Genomic DNA, 18,813 nt, shown 5'->3' on the forward strand with positions numbered 1-18,813 from the left:
ATCTATGAAAAAAATTGGAATTCTTGGCGGTACATTCAATCCTCCGCATATCGGGCATTTAATTATAGCGAATGAAGTGCTGGATGCCCTTGAGCTAGATGAAATCAGGTTCATGCCGAATCACGTTCCTCCCCATAAGGAAAAATCGGAGGAAGTAACCGATATGGACAGGCTGGCCATGTTGGAAAACGCGCTAGCCGGAAACCCATCTTTTTATATTGAGGGTATTGAAATAGAAAGAAAAGGCACATCTTATACGTATGACACAATAAAATTGCTGAAAGAACTTGAGCCAACCAATGAGTTCTATTTCATAATTGGCGCAGATATGATTGAGTACTTACCAAATTGGCATCGTATCGACGAGCTCGTGCATATGGTCAATTTCGTCGGTGTGAAGCGCCCTGGATATAACGAAAAGACCTTATACCCGATCACGATGGTGAAAGTCCCCCAGATGTTCATTTCGTCTTCCATGATACGAAGGAAGTTAAGGACGGGGAAAACCGTGAAATATTTAATAGCAGATCCAGTGGTGAAGTATATTAAAGGGAATGGTTTATATGAATCGTGAGAAAGCATTGGCGCTGGTCAAAGAACAAATCACCGAGCGCAGGTACATTCATACATTGGGTGTGGTCGAGTCAGCGATAGAACTTGCTGAACGGTATGGTGCCGACGTCAAAAAAGCCGAACTGGCAGCCATTTTCCATGATTATGCAAAATTTCGTCCAAAAGAGGAAATGGAGCAAATAATAATCGCTGAAAAAATGGACCAGGCTCTACTTGAATACAATATGGAGCTGTGGCACGCTCCTGTCGGGGCTTATCTGGTGAAAAAGGAAGCTGGCATTCAGGACGCTGAAATCTTGGATGCAATTGCCTATCACACGTCTGGCAGGGTTGGCATGAGCCTATTGGATAAAGTCGTATACCTTGCTGACTATATTGAGCCGGGACGTTCTTTTCCCGGTGTCGATGAAGTCAGGCAGACGGCAAAGCAAAATTTGGATCATGCTGTCATTCAGGCTTTAAGGAATACAGTTGTTTTTTTAATGAAAAGAAATCAGGCAATTTACCCTGACACATTTAAGACATATAATGATTTGATCATGAATTTGAAGGAGAAGATGTAATGACTGAACGTGAACTTCTTGTAATTGCAGCAAAAGCGGCGGACGATAAAAGAGCGGAGGATATCGTGGCATTGAACATGCAAGGTATTTCCCTAGTAGCGGATTACTTTTTGATCTGCCACGGTAATTCTGAAAAACAAGTACAAGCAATAGCTCGTGAAATGAAGAGCAAAGCTGATGAATCAGGAATCAATGTAAAACGTCTTGAAGGTTTTGACGAGGCGAAATGGGTGCTTGTTGATCTTGGCGATGTAGTGGCCCACATTTTCCATAAGGATGAAAGAAATTACTATAACCTCGAACGTTTATGGGGAGATGCACCTTTTGAAGATCTAGAGAGTGAACTGACTTCATGACGTACGAACGCTTTGCCTATGTATACGATGAACTGATGAAGGACGCACCTTATGAAAAATGGCTGATGATCCTTACGGCGAAGCTGGAACAGTACGGAATTGGCGGCAGGAAAGTCCTGGATTTAGCGTGTGGAACCGGGGAAATGACCGTTGAATTGGCGCAACACGGATTCGATGTCACCGGTGTGGATTTATCTGATGAAATGCTACTTGTTGCTAATGAAAAAGCGGTTAAGCTTGGATTATCGATTCCGCTTTTCCAGCAGAATATGGCAGAACTCGAAGGACTTGGCCAATTTGATTGTGTCACGATTTTTTGTGATTCGCTGAACTACCTTCGTAATGAGGAAGATATAGTCAAGACGTTCAGCCGGGTTCATGAGCATTTGAAGGATGGCGGATTATTCTTGTTTGATGTCCATTCCATTTATAAAATGGAAGAAATCTTTCGTGATAATACGTTTGCTGTCAATGGTGAAGAAGTATCCTATATATGGGACTGCTTCCCAGGTGAAGAACCTTACAGTGTGGAACATGATTTAAGTTTTTTCGTAAGGGATGATGAAAGCGGTCTGTATGACCGGTTTGATGAGTTGCATTATCAACGGACCTATCCGGTTGAACAATATAAAAAGTGGTTGGAGCAAGCAGGTTTTACGGTTTCTGAAATTCTGGCGGACCTTGAAGACGCACCGCTTGTAGCGGAAACCGAAAGAATCTTATTTGTAGCCAGTAAATGATAAAGAGGTCAAGAGCCTCCGTTCGTACATCTTACTTGTACGAGCGGAGGTCTGACCTCTTCTTTTTTATACTTTTAGAAGGAGTTAAAGATATTGATTGCGAATATTAATAAGGATGGCCGAACTGCTTTTCAACTTCGTGAAGATCCTCTGCAAACTTTTCATGTGTCGCTTGAAAAAGATGATGGAACATTTCCCCGGTTTCCGCTTCTAAAACCTTGATCCCCTCACCTGTTATTCCACCCTTTACACAAACCTTTTCCTGTAAGGTCGGCAATGTATAAACCCCTTTACCGAGCAGTTCCCCTAAGCCAACCAGCATATTCTCAGTCAAAGTCGTAGCCGTTTCTTTATCTATCTTCGTCGTTTGGCAAGCCGCGTCAATAAAAGCTTGTGCTAAATAGCTGAAAAAGGCAGGACCGCAGCTGACGATATCGGAAGCTACCCGGGTGATATCGTTTTCAATGATGACCGGTGCCGATATGGCAGAGGCCAAATCAAATAAAGCTGACACTTTTTCCTTACTGCAGCTCTTGCTGAAGCTCAGTAACGATACCCCTGAACCCACACGGTTCGTTATGCTCGGGATAAAACGGGCACAAGGGGCGTTCACGGCGGATTCAAGCTGGGAGACTGAAAGCGGGCTTGTGATGGAAATAACCAGCTGATCCCTTTTTATATGATGTTTGATTTCCTGTAATAGGCTGTTAATTTGCAATGGTTTTACACAGAGAAAGATAAAGTCAGCTTGTTGGACGATTTCGGCTGCGCTTTCCGCAACCTTGATACCAGGGTGTTTTTCTTTCAGTACCAATGCTTTGGAAAGCGTGCGATTTGTAATGATTAGATCCGCCGGATTCAATATTTTTGCCTCCAGCCATGCCTCGATTAAAATGGTTCCCATATTTCCGGTTCCGATAACACCGATTTTCTTCAATTCCGATCAACTCCTCTCACTTAAAGCGATTGATTCTCCTAGAAACACTATGTATTTTTAATCTGTCCTATGACAATGTATCGTGCGAAATCCAACAAGGAGGTAAAGAAATGGAAGCGATTTTTAAACGGAAATTGATGATGGTAACTGTTGCCGTGGCATTTGTGGCAGCAGGCATTTACTTTTTTTTGCAACAAGGGGAGGATCCGGCTGATACGGAAGATATCTTTGCCATTACTGCAAAAGATGCTGAAATTAAACAAAGTGAAGAGGAAACGCCTGCCGAACCTGAGATCATTAAAGTGGACGTTAAAGGAGCGGTCAAGTCCCCAGGCCTATTCACTGCACAGGCAGGTGACCGGGTGATCGATTTGATTTCGGCTGCGGGGAGTTTTACGGACATGGCTGATAAAGATAAAGTGAATTTTGCTCAAATCGTTGAAGATCAAATGGTCATTTATGTTCCGGAAATAGGTGAAGAAGACGAGGGGAAGTTGGAGAATATGCAAGTCGGACCGTCTGGTGATGCCGTCTCTGGGAGGACATCAGGAGGACTGGTGAACTTGAATACAGCTACACAGGAAGAATTGGAAACCTTGACGGGAATTGGACCATCAAAAGCGAATGCGATCCTGGAATACAGGGAAACGGTAGGGAAATTCAAGGAGGTCGATGACTTGAAGAAGGTAACGGGAATCGGCGATAAAACGTTTGAAAGGTTACGGGATTCCATTTCGGTTAAATGAATGATTGAATATGCTACACAAATGGCCAGGAAGAGGGTAAAATTGAAGAAAATCATTCTAGCGGTAAGGGGATAGGGATAGAACATGAACAGAATTAGTTGGGATCAATATTTCATGGCGCAAAGCCATTTATTAGCTTTAAGAAGCACATGTACACGCCTCACTGTAGGGGCAACCATCGTCAGGGACAACCGAATCATTGCGGGGGGATATAATGGGTCCATTGCGGGAGGGACGCATTGTATTGATGACGGCTGTTATGTAATTGATAATCATTGTGTCAGAACGATACATGCAGAAATGAATGCACTTTTACAATGTGCGAAATTTGGGGTGCCCACTGATGGGGCAGAAATATATGTAACGCATTTTCCATGTCTTCAGTGCTGTAAATCACTCATCCAAGCTGGCATAAAGGCTGTTTATTATGCGGAGGATTACAAAAATCATCCATATGCCCTGGAATTATTCAAACAGGCTGGTGTCAAGACCGAGAAAGTTGAAGCAAAAGGGGCCATCGATGTTAATGGAAAACAAAAAAAGGACTTTGTATTCTCCTTGCTGGCTCAGCTTGAACGAACAGACCTGACAAAAGAAGATTTAATGGAGTTGGAAAAGCAGGCCAATCAAATATTTGAAAATTAAATAGGACGGGGGGCAGGCATGGCTAGATACCTTGTCTTACTAGCCGTTTCGGCTACATTTGGTGTTATGGCCCATTCTTTTTTAAATGTAAGGCTGCTGATCATTATCCTTATTTTTCTCTGCTTCCTTTATTTTTCGGTGGGGTTAAGCGTGAAGGCCCTATGTTTTCATTTGGTGATCATGGGGATATTTTTAGGGGCTGCCTCCTTCTCCGATCACCTAAACAAAACTGCCTATCATGGTACGGAAAGCCGATTCATCATCACATTTACCGACCAACCGAATATAGATGGAAATTCGTTAAAAGGATTCGTGCGCGGTGAGAAAGGTGAACGGCTAGTGCTTCGTTATAAAATCACAACCGAATTGGAACAGGAAAAGCTGAGTCGGTTTCTGCGCATCGGTTTATCATGTCCGGCTGGAGGGACATTGCAAATTCCCGACAAAAACAGGAATGAAAACAGTTTCGATTACCAACGTTATCTTTTTCGCCAAGGCATCCATTGGATATTAAAAGCGGATTCCATTTCCTTTGAAGAATGTAAAAAGGCTGAAAACTCGATTCCGGTTTCGATTCGTAATTTGCGCCTGAAGGGAATTACGTATATTATGGAACACTTTCCAGAAGAATCAAGCGGTTTTGTCACAGCTCTCATATTCGGCGACCAGACATATATAGATGAAGACGACCTTACTAATTACCAGCGATTGGGGCTAGTTCATTTACTTGCGATTTCCGGTCTCCATGTCAGTTTTTTAACGGGGATGTTATTTTACTTCGGCATCAGGGTTGGGATTACACGGGAAAGAATGATGGTGGCCATCTTAATCTTCCTTCCGGTTTACATGTTACTATCAGGTGCAAGTCCATCTGTGGTGAGGTCCTGTTTAATGGCTATGCTTTTCTTTCTGCTCCTGTTATTCAAGAAACGACTCTCTGCGGGTGCCGCAATCGGATTGACTTATATGGCATTATTGTTTTTTCGGCCTAATATGATCTATGATATAGGTTTTCAGCTTTCATTCGCAGTCACTTTCTCCATTATCATGTCTTCAAGCATTTTCTTACAATATCCTAAGAAAACAACGCAGCTATTCATCATCAGTTCCATCTGCCAATTGGCAGCCCTTCCGATTTTACTTTTTCACTTTTTTGAAGTATCCTTTCTTGGCGTGTTTCTAAACGTATTGTATGTTCCGCTTTATTCCATCATATTGCTGCCGCTTTCGCTGATTTCCCTCCTTATTCATTTATTGCTGCCTCTCTTGGGGGAACCCCTCATATCATTATTGAATTTCACATTCGTACTCTGCAATAAAGTTGCGGATGCAGCATCGGATTTGCCGCTGGCTTCCATTCCGTTTGGAAAACCATCTTTCATCATGATGGTATTACTTGTTATTTCCCTTTTAGGGTTATACCTGACTTGGGATATATCTTTTGAAAAAAGTAAAATCTGGTGCGGAATAATGATTGTCCTTTTGCTTTTTCAATATAATTTACAAAGGTTCTCTCCTTTTGGTGAAGTGCAGATCATCGACGTTGGACAAGGTGACTCCATTTTAATTATCCTGCCGTTCAATCGCGGCAATTATTTGATCGATACGGGTGGGCAAATTACATTTCCAATCGACACGTGGGCAAAAAAGCGAAAGAAGTTCAACACCGCGGATGATATCATCATTCCATTATTGAAAAGTAAGGGAATCCACCAATTGGACAAACTCATTTTAACCCATCCGGATGCAGATCATATGGGAAGTGCAAAAGAATTGATTGAAAATTTTAAAGTTGGGGAGATCATCATTGGAGGCTGGAGTGAAGAGCAATATGGGGATATGGATTTTGTATCGGTGGCAAGAGATAAAAAATTGAAAATGACTGAACTGAGAAGGGGGGACAATTGGTTGGGAGGAGGAGCGCCGTTTGCTGTTCTCAGTCCATATAAGAAAGAGGAAAATAAGAATGATTCATCCATAGTTCTATTCACGGAGCTTGGGGGATTGTCCTGGTTATTAACCGGTGATATGGGAGAAGAAGGGGAAAGGGAATTATTGAGCACATTTCCGCAGTTGCAGGCGGATATCTTGAAGGTTGGACACCATGGCAGTAAAACTTCTTCTTCCGCGGCCTTCCTTGAACAGATACAGGCGAAAGCGGCGCTTATTTCAGTTGGAAAAGATAATCGCTACGGTCACCCTCATGGAGACGTAATTGCGAATCTTGAGAAAAATGGCATAAAGGTGTTCAGGACAGACGAGGATGGTTCTATTATTTACAAGTATTACAAAAGCAGTGGAACCTTTCGGAAGATACTCCCATAGTATGTAGAAAATCAAAAAGAAAGAGACTGCAGCGGCAGCCTCCATCAGGAAAAATAAGTGCATGTAGTTAAAGAAATCAGGATCCGACAGCTTTAATGACGACAGCTATGGTGAACATGGCAGCGAAAAATACAAAAGAACCGATGAATCCTATAGCGGAATCAGCGACGTCATCTGTTTTTGACTGAACATTCTTTTCGAATTCGTTCATTATTTACCCCTCCTATTTCTGCTAATAGTATAAAACATTACCAAAAAAAAATCTACAGGCTTCATTCTTCATTTCCTTTACTGACAAGAGTTGACACAAATAGTTTAGATTTTTGAGGTCAAAATATAAGTACAAACAAAGCAAGCGAAAGTGAAAAGCTCATTTTTTGTTCTACATGAATACACTACCCGCTTTCAAGAAAGATTACCCGGGCCTTTCTTGAAAGTGTTCATATAGATCCGGAACTAGCCCTTTTTAAGGGTTAGTTCCCTTTATAGCTTGTCAAATGGTCCATCCACCTATACCATTAGAGAAGAATACATAGTAAAGAGGCGGATTCTATTGGTATTAGACGTTTGGAAAAGTATAAAAAAAGGGCAATTCGCTCCAGTATACTTGTTATATGGAACAGAAGCCTATCTAATTAATGAAACAAAGCAGCTATTGATCGAGAATATCCTTCACGAAGATGAGATGGATTTTAACTTTGCTCAATTTGATTTAGAAGAGACGCCTGTTGAAACTGCGCTTGAAGATGTCGAAACCCTCCCGTTTATCGGGGAAAGGCGCCTTGTTTTCATGCAAAACCCATTTTTTTTGACAGCTGAAAAAACGAAGTCAAGAGTTGAACATAATGTAAAAAGACTGGAAGCGTATTTGGCTGACCCGGTCCCTTATTCTATTGTTGTATTGACCGCACCTTATGAGAAACTGGATGAACGGAAAAAAATCACCAAGGAGCTTAAGCGTAAGGCGGTTCTCGTTGAAGCGAAGAAGCTTGGTGATCATGAATTAAAGGGGTGGGTGAAGGAGAGGGTCGAAACTTCTTCAGTCCAAATAGATGAGCAGGCTACAGAGCTTTTACTTGAACTTGCAGGAACGAATCTGATGATGCTGACGAATGAACTGGATAAAATGGTGCTTTATGCAGAAGCTGATAAACATATAACGGTCGAGATAGTGGAAAAGCTGGTTGCTAAATCCCTTGAACAGAATATCTTCACGCTTGTTGATCATGTGTTACAGCGAAAGATGGAGAGTGCCATGACGATTCTGCACGATCTTCTCAGGCAGAATGAAGAACCCATCAAGATCTTGAGTGTCATTGCAGGCCAGGTCAGGCTCATGTATCAAGTGAAGGAGCTTTCCCGTCAAGGTTATAGCCAGCAAAAAATTGCTGGTCAACTGAAGGTGCACCCTTACCGGGTAAAGCTGGCACTTGAAAAGACGGGGAAATTCCAGGAACGCGAGCTGTTGAGCATCATGAACGACTTAGCGGAAGCGGATTATAAAATGAAGACCGGCCAAGCGGATAAGGCAATCACGCTTGAGCTGCTGCTTTTAAAAATTAGATGATAAAATAGGTGGCAGATATCCTGTCGCCTTTTTTATGAAAAAACGGCACAAAAAAAACGATCCGATTGGATCGTTTATTTTTTGTCATTATGCGTTAAGAGCGTTAAGTCTTTTCGCTAAACGAGATTTTTTACGGGCTGCCGCATTTTTATGGATTAATCCTTTAGATGCAGCTTTGTCTAATTTCACAGCAGCTGTTAAAAGAGCTTCTTTAGCAGCTTCAACGTTTTCACCAGCTAATGCAACTTCAGCGTTTTTCACTGTAGTACGCATAGTTGATCTAACAGTAATGTTATGAACGCGTTTTTTGTCGTTAATTTTCACACGTTTAATAGCAGATTTAATGTTTGGCATTCCGTTCACCTCCTACAAAGAAATCGAGATTATATGAACTCGACTTTTCAAATCCATATCAAATAGCACAAGTGATATTCTATCAGACTGCTCATAAATATGCAATACTTCAGACTGAGAATCGAAAAGGAATTATAATTTCGGGAATAAATTCATCTCGTCATCACTCATTGTACCAAAAAAATGAATAATAAAAAAGCAAAAATGACAGAATGTTTAAGAGAGACTATTGAAAATACTAGATTCGATACAATTCAAACATCAGGAGGCCGTTATGGAAAATAATTTGGACCTTAGAGAATACGGAATTCGTACAGATTTGGCGATAGAAGCAAAGGAAATTGCCCTTGAACATAAAGGTGTTGTAGAGGAAGTTGATGTATCCCGTATCGAAGGGGTCATTATCAAGGAAAAAGAAGTGGATGATCTGAAGGTATCCTTGGTCGAGGTCACGGCTGAGGGGGAAAAGGAAATCGGTAAGAAACAGGGCAGTTATTTGACCATCGAAGTGCAGGGCATCCGCCAGCAGGATACGGAAACGCAGCAACGGGTGGAAAAGGTGTTCGCCAACGAACTGGCTTACTTCTTGAAACGGAATAAGATCACCAAAGAAAGCAGCTGTTTGGTTGTCGGTCTTGGTAATTGGAATGTTACTCCCGATGCTCTGGGACCAGCAGTCGTTGAGAACCTTGTAGTCACAAGGCATTTGTTCGAATTGCAGCCGGAGTCCGTCAAGGAAGGCTATCGGCCGGTCAGTGCGATTTCCCCCGGTGTGATGGGGATTACGGGAATCGAGACGAGTGACATCATTAAAGGAGTCATCGAAAAAAGTAAACCTGATTTCCTGATCGTCGTTGACGCATTGGCTGCCCGTTCGATCGAACGGGTGAATTCCACGATTCAAATTACGGATACAGGCATCCATCCAGGGTCTGGTGTTGGAAATAAACGAAAGGAATTGAGCCAGGATACACTGGGAGTTCCTGTTATAGCAATTGGAATACCTACCGTCGTGGATGCCGTATCAATTGCCAGCGATACGATAGATTATATTTTGAAGCACTTTGGCAAGGAACTGAATGAAGGGGACAGACCATCACGATCGTTGGCACCAGCTGGATTCAGTTTCGGGAAGCGAACGAAGTTGACCGAAGAGGATATGCCAGGTGAAAAGGAGCGCCAAACCTTCTTGGGAATGATAGGTGTACTCCCTGATGAAGAGAAACGGAAATTGATTTATGAAGTGCTGTCACCTCTTGGTCAAAATTTAATGGTTACACCGAAAGAAGTCGATGTTTTCATTGAGGATATGGCCAATTTGATAGCCAATGGTTTAAATGCAGCCTTGCATCATTCAATAAATCAGGATAATGCCGGCTACTACACACGTTAAATCACTTTCAGTGCCCAAAAATGGTGTTCTACCCTTTCTAGCAAAGTCATAGGTATTAATAGACAAGCTATAGAGAGGGTGGAAGGATGAAAAGAAGAAATTCCCCAGGAATCATAACAGCCGTTCACGGATCAACAATAATAAAAACTTTTCTAGGTATTCTCGCCTTGCTTCTTTTTGTTTTTTCAGTCAGTGGGGTCATGACCTCCCTAAGACCGGAGTATCGGATATCTTCTAATTCCGTACATACTGTAGCCAACCAATTCTCGGGAAAAATGCTGTTCTCGATGCTGGCCAATGAAAACCATTATCTTTTTAATGCCCTGCCGGAAGGGAAGCGGGAATCAGTGATCACGAATCAATTGATAAAAGTCTCGACAAACATTTCACTCGAGGACCCGCGAAGTTTACTCGGAAGGGAGCTGCCAGGCTTTTCGATTTTTGATAATGAAATCCTCGTTGCTGGGGAAGGAACGAACTATACGAATATGCCATATGAATCTTCGCCGCCAGTAGACGTCCTGAATGAAGAAAGGGATGCATCCCTGCAAAACCTGGATGAGATTGAAGAACCCGAAAAAGGAGCGGCCAATCAGCCGAAACAAACGACCAATGGACGGAAAGTGGTCGAGATTTACCATAGTCATAATCGGGAGTCATATCTTCCATATTTAAAAGGCGTGACAAATCCGGACCTGGCCTACCATTCTAAAATCAATATTACGAAACTCGGTGAACGGATGGTTGAAGATCTGGCCGATAAGGGGATTGGTTCCTCGCTCGATAAAACGGATATCATGGGAAATCTGAATAATAAGGGCTTGAATTTTACCAAATCCTATCAAGAATCCCGAAGGTCTGTTCAGACGGCATTGGCCAATAATAAAGATTTAGAATATCTGATCGATATTCACCGCGATTCAAAGAGGAAAAAAGATACGACAATTACGATTAAAGGTAAAGAATATGCCAAAATCGCTTTCGTGATCGGGGGTAATAACCCGAACTATGAAAAAAATGCCGCGCTTGCCAATAAGCTTCATAAAGCACTGGAGAAAAAATACCCAGGTATTTCACGAGGGGTTATGAAACAAGGCGGATCTAGCCATAATGGTATATATAATCAAGATTTAACAGGCAATGCCATGCTCATTGAAGTTGGCGGTGTTGATAATACTTTCGAAGAAATGTACTTGACCGTTGATGCCTTTACCGATGTTTTCAGTGAATTTTACTGGGATGCCAAAGCAGTGGATAACCCGACCGGGGATTCGGAAGCGAAGTGATTTGAAAGGAGTTCTCTTATCATGGTTCGATTTTGGTTGAAATGTACAGGGATCGTGCTCGTATTATTTTTAGGTGTTCTGATTGGGATGCAGCAAGCGAACGACGGGATGAAAAAAATGAAGGGGTATGAAGATCCCTCTTTGAATAGTGCATTCATGATTAACCAATCGGACCAAGGGGAGATGGAAGCGGATATCCTTGGCGAAAAAGTAACAAGTCATGATTTGGAGACGAAAAAAGAAAAACTTGAAGAAATGAAAGCCTTCAACTTTTTTTCATCGATCGGCAAAACGCTGGGAGAGTCCATATCAGGTGCCTTTCAAGCACTAATTGATATGATTTAGGTATGTAATAAGTTGAGTGTGCCCTGCCAAAAGGCTGCATCCGAATCCGGAATGCAGCCTTTTTTTATCCTTTGCCCTGCAATGATGCTTCTTTTGTAACTATTCTGTTGAATCTTGCATTTTCTATTGATATAATAAAAAATAGTGTATTGTGTCGACTAGTGGGAGTGAACGTCATGAATAGAGAAGAAAAATTAAAAAGACAATCAAAAATTCGTAACTTTTCCATCATCGCTCATATTGATCATGGTAAATCTACATTGGCGGATCGTATCATTGAAAAAACGAACGCCATGACTCAGCGTGAAATGAAGAGTCAACTGTTGGATTCCATGGATTTAGAGCGTGAGCGCGGAATTACGATTAAATTGAATGCGATTCAATTGAAATATAACGCGAAAGATGGAGAAGAATATATCTTCCATCTTATTGATACACCGGGACATGTCGATTTTACGTATGAAGTGTCACGAAGCCTTGCAGCGTGTGAAGGCGCTGTCCTTGTTGTCGATGCGGCACAAGGAATTGAGGCCCAAACGCTTGCAAACGTGTATTTAGCTTTGGACAACAACCTTGAAATCATTCCGGTCATCAATAAAATTGATTTGCCGAGTGCAGATCCGGAACGGGTGCGTGGAGAAATCGAGGAAGTGATCGGATTGGATGCTTCCGATGCAGTCTTGGCTTCGGCTAAAGCAGGAATCGGAATCGAGGAGATTTTGGAACAGGTCGTTGAATTGGTTCCAGCTCCACAAGGTGATCCCGATGCACCTTTCAAGGCGCTTATTTTCGATTCACTGTTTGATGCGTACCGCGGTGTAGTTGCCTATATCCGTGTTGTCGAGGGTTCCGTTAAAGTGGGCGACAAAATCAAAATGATGTCAACTGGCAAAGAATTCGATGTTACCGAATTGGGTGTCTTCAACCCTAAGACCCAGCTGTTGGATGAACTGAACGTCGGTGATGTAGGTTTCCTTACGGCATCCATTAAAAACGTTGGTGATACGACTGTTGGTGATACGATTACAAGTGCCGTGAATAGCGCGACAGAACCATTGCCGGGTTACAGGAAGATGAATCCTATGGTATATTGCGGTTTATACCCGATTGACGCATCGAAATTCAATGATTTACGGGATGCATTGGAAAAATTGGAATTGAACGATTCAGCGCTTCAGTTCGAAGCGGAATCATCGCAAGCGTTGGGCTTCGGTTTCCGTTGCGGATTCCTTGGACTCCTTCATATGGAAATTATCCAGGAACGGATTGAACGTGAATTCAAAATCGATCTGATCACCACTGCACCTAGTGTTATTTATGATGTGGTCCAAACAGACGGAACGGTCCTAAAAGTGGATAACCCATCTAATATGCCTGATGCTCAAAAGATCGAACGGGTCGAGGAGCCATATGTCAAAGCAACGATGATGGCACCGACGGAGTTTGTTGGGACGATCATGGAAATCTGTCAAAATAAACGCGGTAACTTCATTGATATGGAATATATAGATGAGACTCGTGTGAGCATTCATTACGAAATTCCATTATCGGAAATCGTGTATGATTTCTTCGATCAATTGAAATCCAATACAAGAGGCTATGCTTCGTTCGATTATGAGTTGATCGGCTACAAACCGTCCAAGCTAGTGAAGATGGATATCTTATTGAATTCTGAAACTGTCGATGCTTTAAGTTTCATTGTTCATAAGGACTTTGCTTATGAACGCGGGAAGGTCATTGTTGAAAAATTGAAGAAGCTAATTCCAAGACAACAATTTGAAGTGCCGATCCAAGCGGCGATCGGGCAAAAAATCATCGCCCGTTCTTCTATTAGTGCAATGCGCAAAAACGTATTGGCTAAATGTTACGGCGGCGATATTTCCCGTAAACGTAAGTTGCTCGAAAAACAGAAAGAAGGTAAAAAGCGGATGAAACAAGTAGGTTCAGTTGAAGTTCCGCAAGAAGCTTTCATGGCTGTTTTGAAAATGGATGATACGACACCAAAAAAATAAATAAAATAAACGATAGATAGAAAAAAGAGGGTAGAGGAGATCTAGCCTCTTTTTCTATCGACTCATTCGATTAAAAGGTTGTGAACACAATGATCAAAAGCGCCTACCTCCATATACCATTTTGTGAACATATTTGTCATTATTGTGATTTCAATAAAGTATTTTTGCAGGGACAGCCGGTCGACGAATATTTACAGATGATGAAAAGGGAAATGGTGATGCAGCTTTCCAAATACCCGACTGCAGGTTTGGAGACAGTTTTCGTCGGTGGAGGGACACCGACCTCTCTAGATGAAAAGCAGCTTGCATTCTTATGTGAAGCAATCAATGAAACCCTGCCCTTTGATCCCGAAAAGGCTGAATATACATTCGAAGCCAATCCAGGGGATCTTTCGAGGGAAAAACTCGAGATACTTTATGATTCGGGGGTCAATAGGCTTAGCTTTGGAGTGCAAAGCTTCAATGATGAATTATTAAAACGAATTGGCCGGACCCACCGGGCCTCTGAAGTATATGAAACGATTCATTTGGCCCAAGAGGTTGGCTTTACGAATATAAGCATCGACTTGATTTATGGGTTGCCGGGCCAAACGATGGAAGATTTCAAGGATACGCTGGATAAAGCGATTGCCCTTCGATTGCCGCACTATTCCAGCTACTCATTGATCGTTGAGCCGAAGACGGTTTTTTATAATCAGATGCGGAGGGGGAAATTAAACCTGCCGCCGCAGGAGCTCGAGGCTTCGATGTATGAGAGGCTGATGGAAGAGATGGAGAAGCATGGTCTGCATCAATATGAAATCAGTAATTTTGCCCGAGCTGGATTTGAAAGCAGGCACAACCTGACATATTGGAATAATGTGGAGTATTATGGGATTGGTGCAGGTGCACATGGCTATACTGGAGGTAAAAGGGTGGCCAATCATGGGCCTGTGAAGAAATATATGACGCCATTGCTGGCGAACGAGCTCCCTGTGCTGGAAGAACACCCGGTACCGCTTCATGAACGGATGGAAGAGGAGATGTTTTTGGGGCTCCGGAAAACGGAAGGAGTTTCATTGGAAATCTTTAAGAATAAATTTTTTGTTGAAATGACGGAGATTTTCAAGAAACCGCTCGAAGAAGGGGCGGTAAAGGGTCTGCTAAAGGTGGAAGACGGGTTTGTGCACTTGACTGAGCGCGGCAAACTGCTGGGAAATGAAGTGTTCCAATCATTTTTAGGCGTTATTGATTCCGACTGAAGGAAATCTATGTAATTTTAACGATGAATTAGCGGTTTTCATTGTTGACATCATAAGCTTCATTTGATAATTTATTAGTATATTAGCACTCGATGAGACAGAGTGCTAACAGAGGTGATCATACATGCTAACTGATCGTCAATTATTGATTCTACAAGTGATAATCGAGGATTTCATCCATTCTGCCCAGCCAGTCGGGTCGCGAAGCTTGTCGAAGAAAGATGAAATTACGTTCAGCTCTGCCACAATTCGCAACGAAATGTCTGATCTAGAAGAAATGGGATTTTTAGAAAAAACCCATACTTCTTCCGGTAGGATCCCTTCTGAAAAAGGGTATAGATATTATGTGGATCATTTACTTTCTCCTCAAGCTCCGAAAAAGAATGAAATGAAGATATTAAAATCCGTCTTTGTAGAACGAATTTATGAATTGGAAAAGATCGTTCAGAAGTCAGCGAAAATACTTTCGGAACTGACGAATTATACGGCGATTGTACTCGGGCCAAAAGTGAATGAGCATAAGCTGAAAAAAATCCAGATCATTCCTTTAAGTCCTGAAACGGCAATAGCCATCATTATTACGGATACAGGTCATGTGGAAAATCGAATGATTTCCTTACCGCCTTCTTTAGATATAAACGAAATTGAAAAGATGGTGAACATATTGAATTCCCGTTTGGTCGATGTTCCGTTGGTTGATTTAAAGGATAAGATCTATAAGGAAGTTGCAGTTCTATTGAGCCGCCACATTCATAACTATGGATCGATGGTCTCGATCCTTGCGGAGACCTTGACGGACACAAAGCCCGAAAAAATATTTTTCGGCGGGAAAACGAATATGCTGAGGCAGCCGGAGTTCCATGATATTGCTAAAGTAAGCACGCTTTTATCGATGATTGAGCAGGAACAGGGATTTTATGAACTTATTACTCAAAATCCATCGGGCATCCACGTCAAGATCGGCCGTGAAAATCAAAACACAGTGCTTGATGACTGCAGTTTGATTACGGCAACCTATTCAATCGGGCAGGAGCAAGTTGGCACATTGGCCATATTGGGTCCAACGAGAATGGAATACTCGAGAGTGATCAGTTTGCTTTCGTTTTTCTCGAAAGATTTAACGGCCCTGATGACAAGACTGTATCAAAAATAGTAGCAAAGGTAATATTGTTAAGGTGGCGGAGGAGTATATTCCGCGGCCTGGCATATTACTTTAGCATAAATTGTATAACCCTTTTAGGGAGGTGAGATTGTGACAGAAAATAAAAACGAAGAACAAACATTGGAAAATGAAACAATCGAGGAAAGCGCTCCAGAAGCAGTTTTCGCTGAAGAAGAAATTCCGGCGGAAGAAAACCATGAGGGAACTCCGGTTGAAAAAGATGAACTTCAATTGGCTCATGAAAAGATTGCCGAACTTGAGGCGAAAATCGAAGAAATGGATAACCGTTACCTTCGTCTGCAGGCCGATTTTGATAATTCAAGACGCCGTGCCAAGCTTGATATGGAGGCGGCCCAAAAATATAGAGTTCAAAGTATTGCTAGTGATTTGGTGGAGGCTCTTGATAATTTTGAAAGAGCTACAAAAATCGAAGCGGATAATGAACAGACAAAATCCTTGCTATCTGGCATGGAAATGGTCTATAAAGCAATTATTGATGCATTGACTAAAGAAGGCATCGAACCGATCAGTTCGGTTGGCGAAGAGTTCGATCCGCGTCTGCATCAAGCGGTCATGCAAGTTCAAGATGAAAACTTCGGTTCGAACATCGTCGTCGAGGAATTCCAAAAAGGATACATTCTTAAAGACCGCGTGATTCGACCTGCAATGGTAAAAGTGAACGAATAGGATTTTTACATATAAATAATTGGGAGGTAGTGAAACTATGAGCAAGATTATTGGTATTGACTTAGGTACAACAAACTCTTGTGTATCTGTACTTGAAGGCGGGGAACCAAAAGTAATCCCGAATCCAGAAGGAAACCGTACAACTCCATCCGTAGTGGCATTCAAAAATGGAGAAAGGCAAGTAGGGGAAGTGGCGAAACGCCAAGCGATTACAAACCCTAACACGATCATTTCCATTAAACGCCATATGGGTACCGACCATAAAGAAGTCATTGAAGGAAAAGAATACTCACCTCAAGAAGTTTCTGCAATCATCCTTCAATACTTGAAATCATATGCTGAAGAGTACCTTGGCGAAAAAGTTACTAAAGCGGTTATCACTGTACCTGCTTACTTCAATGATGCAGAACGTCAAGCAACTAAGGATGCTGGTCAAATTGCCGGCCTTGAAGTGGAACGCATCATCAACGAACCGACAGCTGCAGCACTTGCATACGGTTTGGATAAAACGGAAGAAGATCAAACGATCCTTGTATTCGACCTTGGCGGCGGTACATTTGACGTTTCAATCATGGAACTTGGGGACGGCGTTTTCGAAGTTAAGTCCACTGCTGGTGACAACCGCCTAGGTGGGGATGATTTCGACCAAGTCATCATCGATTACTTAGTTGAAGCATTCAAGAAAGAAAACGGAATCGACCTTTCAAAAGATAAAATGGCGGTTCAACGTTTGAAAGATGCAGCTGAAAAAGCGAAAAAAGATCTTTCCGGCGTAACGTCAACTCAAATTTCTTTACCGTTCATCACTGCTGGGGAAGCTGGCCCGCTTCACTTGGATGTAACGATGACTAGAGCTAAATTCGATGAGCTTTCTACAGGTCTTGTGGAACGCACTATGGGACCAACTCGTCAAGCATTGAAAGATGCTGGTCTTTCAGCATCTGAAATCGACAAAGTAATCCTTGTTGGTGGATCCACACGTATTCCTGCGGTTGTTGAAGCGATCAAAAAGGAAATCGGTCAAGAACCAAGCAAAGGTGTAAACCCTGATGAAGTAGTGGCTATGGGTGCTGCAATTCAAGGTGGCGTATTGACAGGGGATGTTAAAGACGTTGTCCTTCTTGATGTGACACCACTTTCACTTGGAATTGAAACGATGGGCGGAGTATTCACGAAATTGATTGACCGTAATACTACGATTCCGACAAGTAAATCACAAGTATTCTCGACAGCTGCTGATAATCAAACGGCAGTTGATATCCATGTCCTTCAAGGTGAGCGTCCAATGTCAGCGGATAATAAAACTCTTGGTCGTTTCCAATTGAGTGACATTCCACCGGCACCTCGTGGAATTCCACAAGTTGAAGTGACATTCGATATCGATAAAAACGGTATCGTGAACGTTCGTGCGAAAGATCTTGGCACGAACAAAGAACAAGCGATCACGATCAAATCATCTTCAGGACTTTCTGATGAAGAGATCGAACGCATGGTACGTGAAGCGGAAGAAAATGCCGATAGCGACAAACAACGTAAAGAAGAAGTCGAACTTCGTAACGAAGCTGATCAATTAGTTTTCCAAACGGAAAAAACACTTAAAGATCTAGAAGGTAAAGTGGACGAAGCGGAAGTAACAAAAGCGAATGAAGCGAAGGATGAACTGAAAGCTGCAATCGAGAAAAATGAGCTTGAAGAAATCCGCGTGAAAAAAGATGCGCTTAACGAAATCGTTCAAGCTTTGACAATGAAGCTTTATGAAGAAGCGGCAAAAGCTCAGCAAGCTGGCGAAGCCGGTGCTGGCGAGTCTGCTAAAGACGATAATGTGGTGGATGCTGAATACACGGAAGTTAACGAAGAAGAGAAAAAATAAAGAGTGGCCCA

Annotated in this window: 19 protein-coding genes; 16 read left to right on the top strand and 3 right to left on the bottom strand. The window is 42.3% G+C overall.

The genetic code is table 11. From position 1 onward, the window contains the following. The first annotated feature begins 4 nt into the window (after positions 1 to 4). Genes ACQKFG_RS05145 through ACQKFG_RS05160 form a run of 4 tightly spaced genes read left to right on the top strand, consistent with a single transcriptional unit; the run spans position 5 to position 2,232 of the window. Entirely contained in the window at positions 5 to 574 is a 570-nt protein-coding gene (locus ACQKFG_RS05145; protein WP_192205662.1) for a nicotinate-nucleotide adenylyltransferase, read from the top strand. Further along, positions 564 to 1,136, top strand: a complete 573-nt coding sequence (yqeK, locus tag ACQKFG_RS05150) for a bis(5'-nucleosyl)-tetraphosphatase (symmetrical) YqeK (protein ID WP_192205660.1) — start codon at positions 564 to 566, stop codon at positions 1,134 to 1,136. The genes ACQKFG_RS05145 and yqeK overlap by 11 nt, the downstream gene beginning before the upstream one ends. After that, positions 1,136 to 1,492 (top strand): ribosome silencing factor, encoded by a 357-nt coding sequence (rsfS, locus tag ACQKFG_RS05155; protein ID WP_034308569.1) that lies wholly within the window; start codon positions 1,136 to 1,138, stop codon positions 1,490 to 1,492. The genes yqeK and rsfS overlap by 1 nt, the downstream gene beginning before the upstream one ends. Further along, positions 1,489 to 2,232, top strand: a complete 744-nt coding sequence (locus ACQKFG_RS05160; protein ID WP_427556833.1) for a class I SAM-dependent DNA methyltransferase — start codon at positions 1,489 to 1,491, stop codon at positions 2,230 to 2,232. Before rsfS ends, ACQKFG_RS05160 begins: the two co-directional genes overlap by 4 nt. 106 nt (positions 2,233 to 2,338) lie before the next feature. Here ACQKFG_RS05160 and comER read toward each other — a convergent pair whose 3' ends face one another. Beyond that, positions 2,339 to 3,169 (bottom strand): late competence protein ComER, encoded by an 831-nt coding sequence (comER, locus tag ACQKFG_RS05165; protein WP_228467468.1) that lies wholly within the window; start codon positions 3,167 to 3,169, stop codon positions 2,339 to 2,341. A 110-nt stretch (positions 3,170 to 3,279) separates the two neighbouring features. Here comER and ACQKFG_RS05170 point away from each other — a divergent pair, with 110 nt between their 5' ends. The 3 genes from ACQKFG_RS05170 (at position 3,280) to ACQKFG_RS05180 (ending at position 6,885) form a co-directional block, all read left to right on the top strand. Beyond that, positions 3,280 to 3,915: a helix-hairpin-helix domain-containing protein gene (locus ACQKFG_RS05170; RefSeq protein WP_342614178.1), complete on the top strand. Its 636-nt coding sequence runs from the start codon at positions 3,280 to 3,282 to the stop codon at positions 3,913 to 3,915. 84 nt (positions 3,916 to 3,999) lie between these two features. Next, the gene (locus ACQKFG_RS05175) at positions 4,000 to 4,560 is read left to right on the top strand and encodes a ComE operon protein 2 (RefSeq protein ID WP_192205654.1); all 561 of its coding nucleotides are present in this window, start codon (positions 4,000 to 4,002) and stop codon (positions 4,558 to 4,560) included. Positions 4,561 to 4,578: 18 nt separating this feature from the next. After that, on the top strand, positions 4,579 to 6,885 hold the full coding sequence (locus tag ACQKFG_RS05180; protein ID WP_427556838.1) for a DNA internalization-related competence protein ComEC/Rec2: 2,307 nt from the start codon (positions 4,579 to 4,581) through the stop codon (positions 6,883 to 6,885). Between the two features lie 76 nt (positions 6,886 to 6,961). On the opposite strand, the gene ACQKFG_RS05185 is transcribed toward ACQKFG_RS05180, so the two are convergent. After that, complete coding sequence (locus ACQKFG_RS05185; RefSeq protein WP_034308559.1) at positions 6,962 to 7,096, bottom strand: YqzM family protein; 135 nt, start codon at positions 7,094 to 7,096, stop codon at positions 6,962 to 6,964. A gap of 342 nt (positions 7,097 to 7,438) precedes the next feature. Here ACQKFG_RS05185 and holA point away from each other — a divergent pair, with 342 nt between their 5' ends. Further along, positions 7,439 to 8,452, top strand: coding sequence for a DNA polymerase III subunit delta (gene holA, locus ACQKFG_RS05190; protein ID WP_192205650.1), 1,014 nt, complete (start codon positions 7,439 to 7,441; stop codon positions 8,450 to 8,452). 87 nt (positions 8,453 to 8,539) lie between these two features. On the opposite strand, the gene rpsT is transcribed toward holA, so the two are convergent. After that, on the bottom strand, positions 8,540 to 8,806 hold the full coding sequence (gene rpsT / locus ACQKFG_RS05195) for a 30S ribosomal protein S20 (protein WP_034308554.1): 267 nt from the start codon (positions 8,804 to 8,806) through the stop codon (positions 8,540 to 8,542). Positions 8,807 to 9,080: 274 nt separating this feature from the next. Here rpsT and gpr point away from each other — a divergent pair, with 274 nt between their 5' ends. From gpr to dnaK, 8 genes are all read left to right on the top strand, one after another. Further along, positions 9,081 to 10,199, top strand: a complete 1,119-nt coding sequence (gene gpr / locus ACQKFG_RS05200) for a GPR endopeptidase (protein WP_192205648.1) — start codon at positions 9,081 to 9,083, stop codon at positions 10,197 to 10,199. 86 nt (positions 10,200 to 10,285) lie between these two features. Beyond that, the gene (gene spoIIP / locus ACQKFG_RS05205) at positions 10,286 to 11,485 is read left to right on the top strand and encodes a stage II sporulation protein P (protein ID WP_342614175.1); all 1,200 of its coding nucleotides are present in this window, start codon (positions 10,286 to 10,288) and stop codon (positions 11,483 to 11,485) included. Positions 11,486 to 11,506: 21 nt separating this feature from the next. Next, entirely contained in the window at positions 11,507 to 11,830 is a 324-nt protein-coding gene (locus tag ACQKFG_RS05210) for a YqxA family protein (RefSeq protein ID WP_098369759.1), read from the top strand. Between the two features lie 176 nt (positions 11,831 to 12,006). Then, positions 12,007 to 13,842, top strand: coding sequence for a translation elongation factor 4 (gene lepA, locus ACQKFG_RS05215; RefSeq protein ID WP_098369760.1), 1,836 nt, complete (start codon positions 12,007 to 12,009; stop codon positions 13,840 to 13,842). An 89-nt stretch (positions 13,843 to 13,931) separates the two neighbouring features. Continuing rightward, a complete protein-coding gene (gene hemW / locus ACQKFG_RS05220; protein ID WP_342614174.1) occupies positions 13,932 to 15,083 on the top strand; it encodes a radical SAM family heme chaperone HemW in 1,152 nt (383 codons plus the stop codon). A 124-nt stretch (positions 15,084 to 15,207) separates the two neighbouring features. Continuing rightward, a complete protein-coding gene (hrcA, locus tag ACQKFG_RS05225) occupies positions 15,208 to 16,236 on the top strand; it encodes a heat-inducible transcriptional repressor HrcA (protein ID WP_192205639.1) in 1,029 nt (342 codons plus the stop codon). 99 nt (positions 16,237 to 16,335) lie between these two features. Then, positions 16,336 to 16,932, top strand: coding sequence for a nucleotide exchange factor GrpE (gene grpE, locus ACQKFG_RS05230; RefSeq protein WP_192205631.1), 597 nt, complete (start codon positions 16,336 to 16,338; stop codon positions 16,930 to 16,932). A gap of 37 nt (positions 16,933 to 16,969) precedes the next feature. Beyond that, a complete protein-coding gene (gene dnaK / locus ACQKFG_RS05235; RefSeq protein WP_076365208.1) occupies positions 16,970 to 18,802 on the top strand; it encodes a molecular chaperone DnaK in 1,833 nt (610 codons plus the stop codon). The last annotated feature ends 11 nt before the right edge of the window (positions 18,803 to 18,813 follow it).

The sequence above is a fragment of the Peribacillus sp. NPDC076916 genome (genome assembly GCF_050269675.1).
GTDB lineage: Bacteria > Bacillota > Bacilli > Bacillales > DSM-1321 > Peribacillus > Peribacillus aracenensis.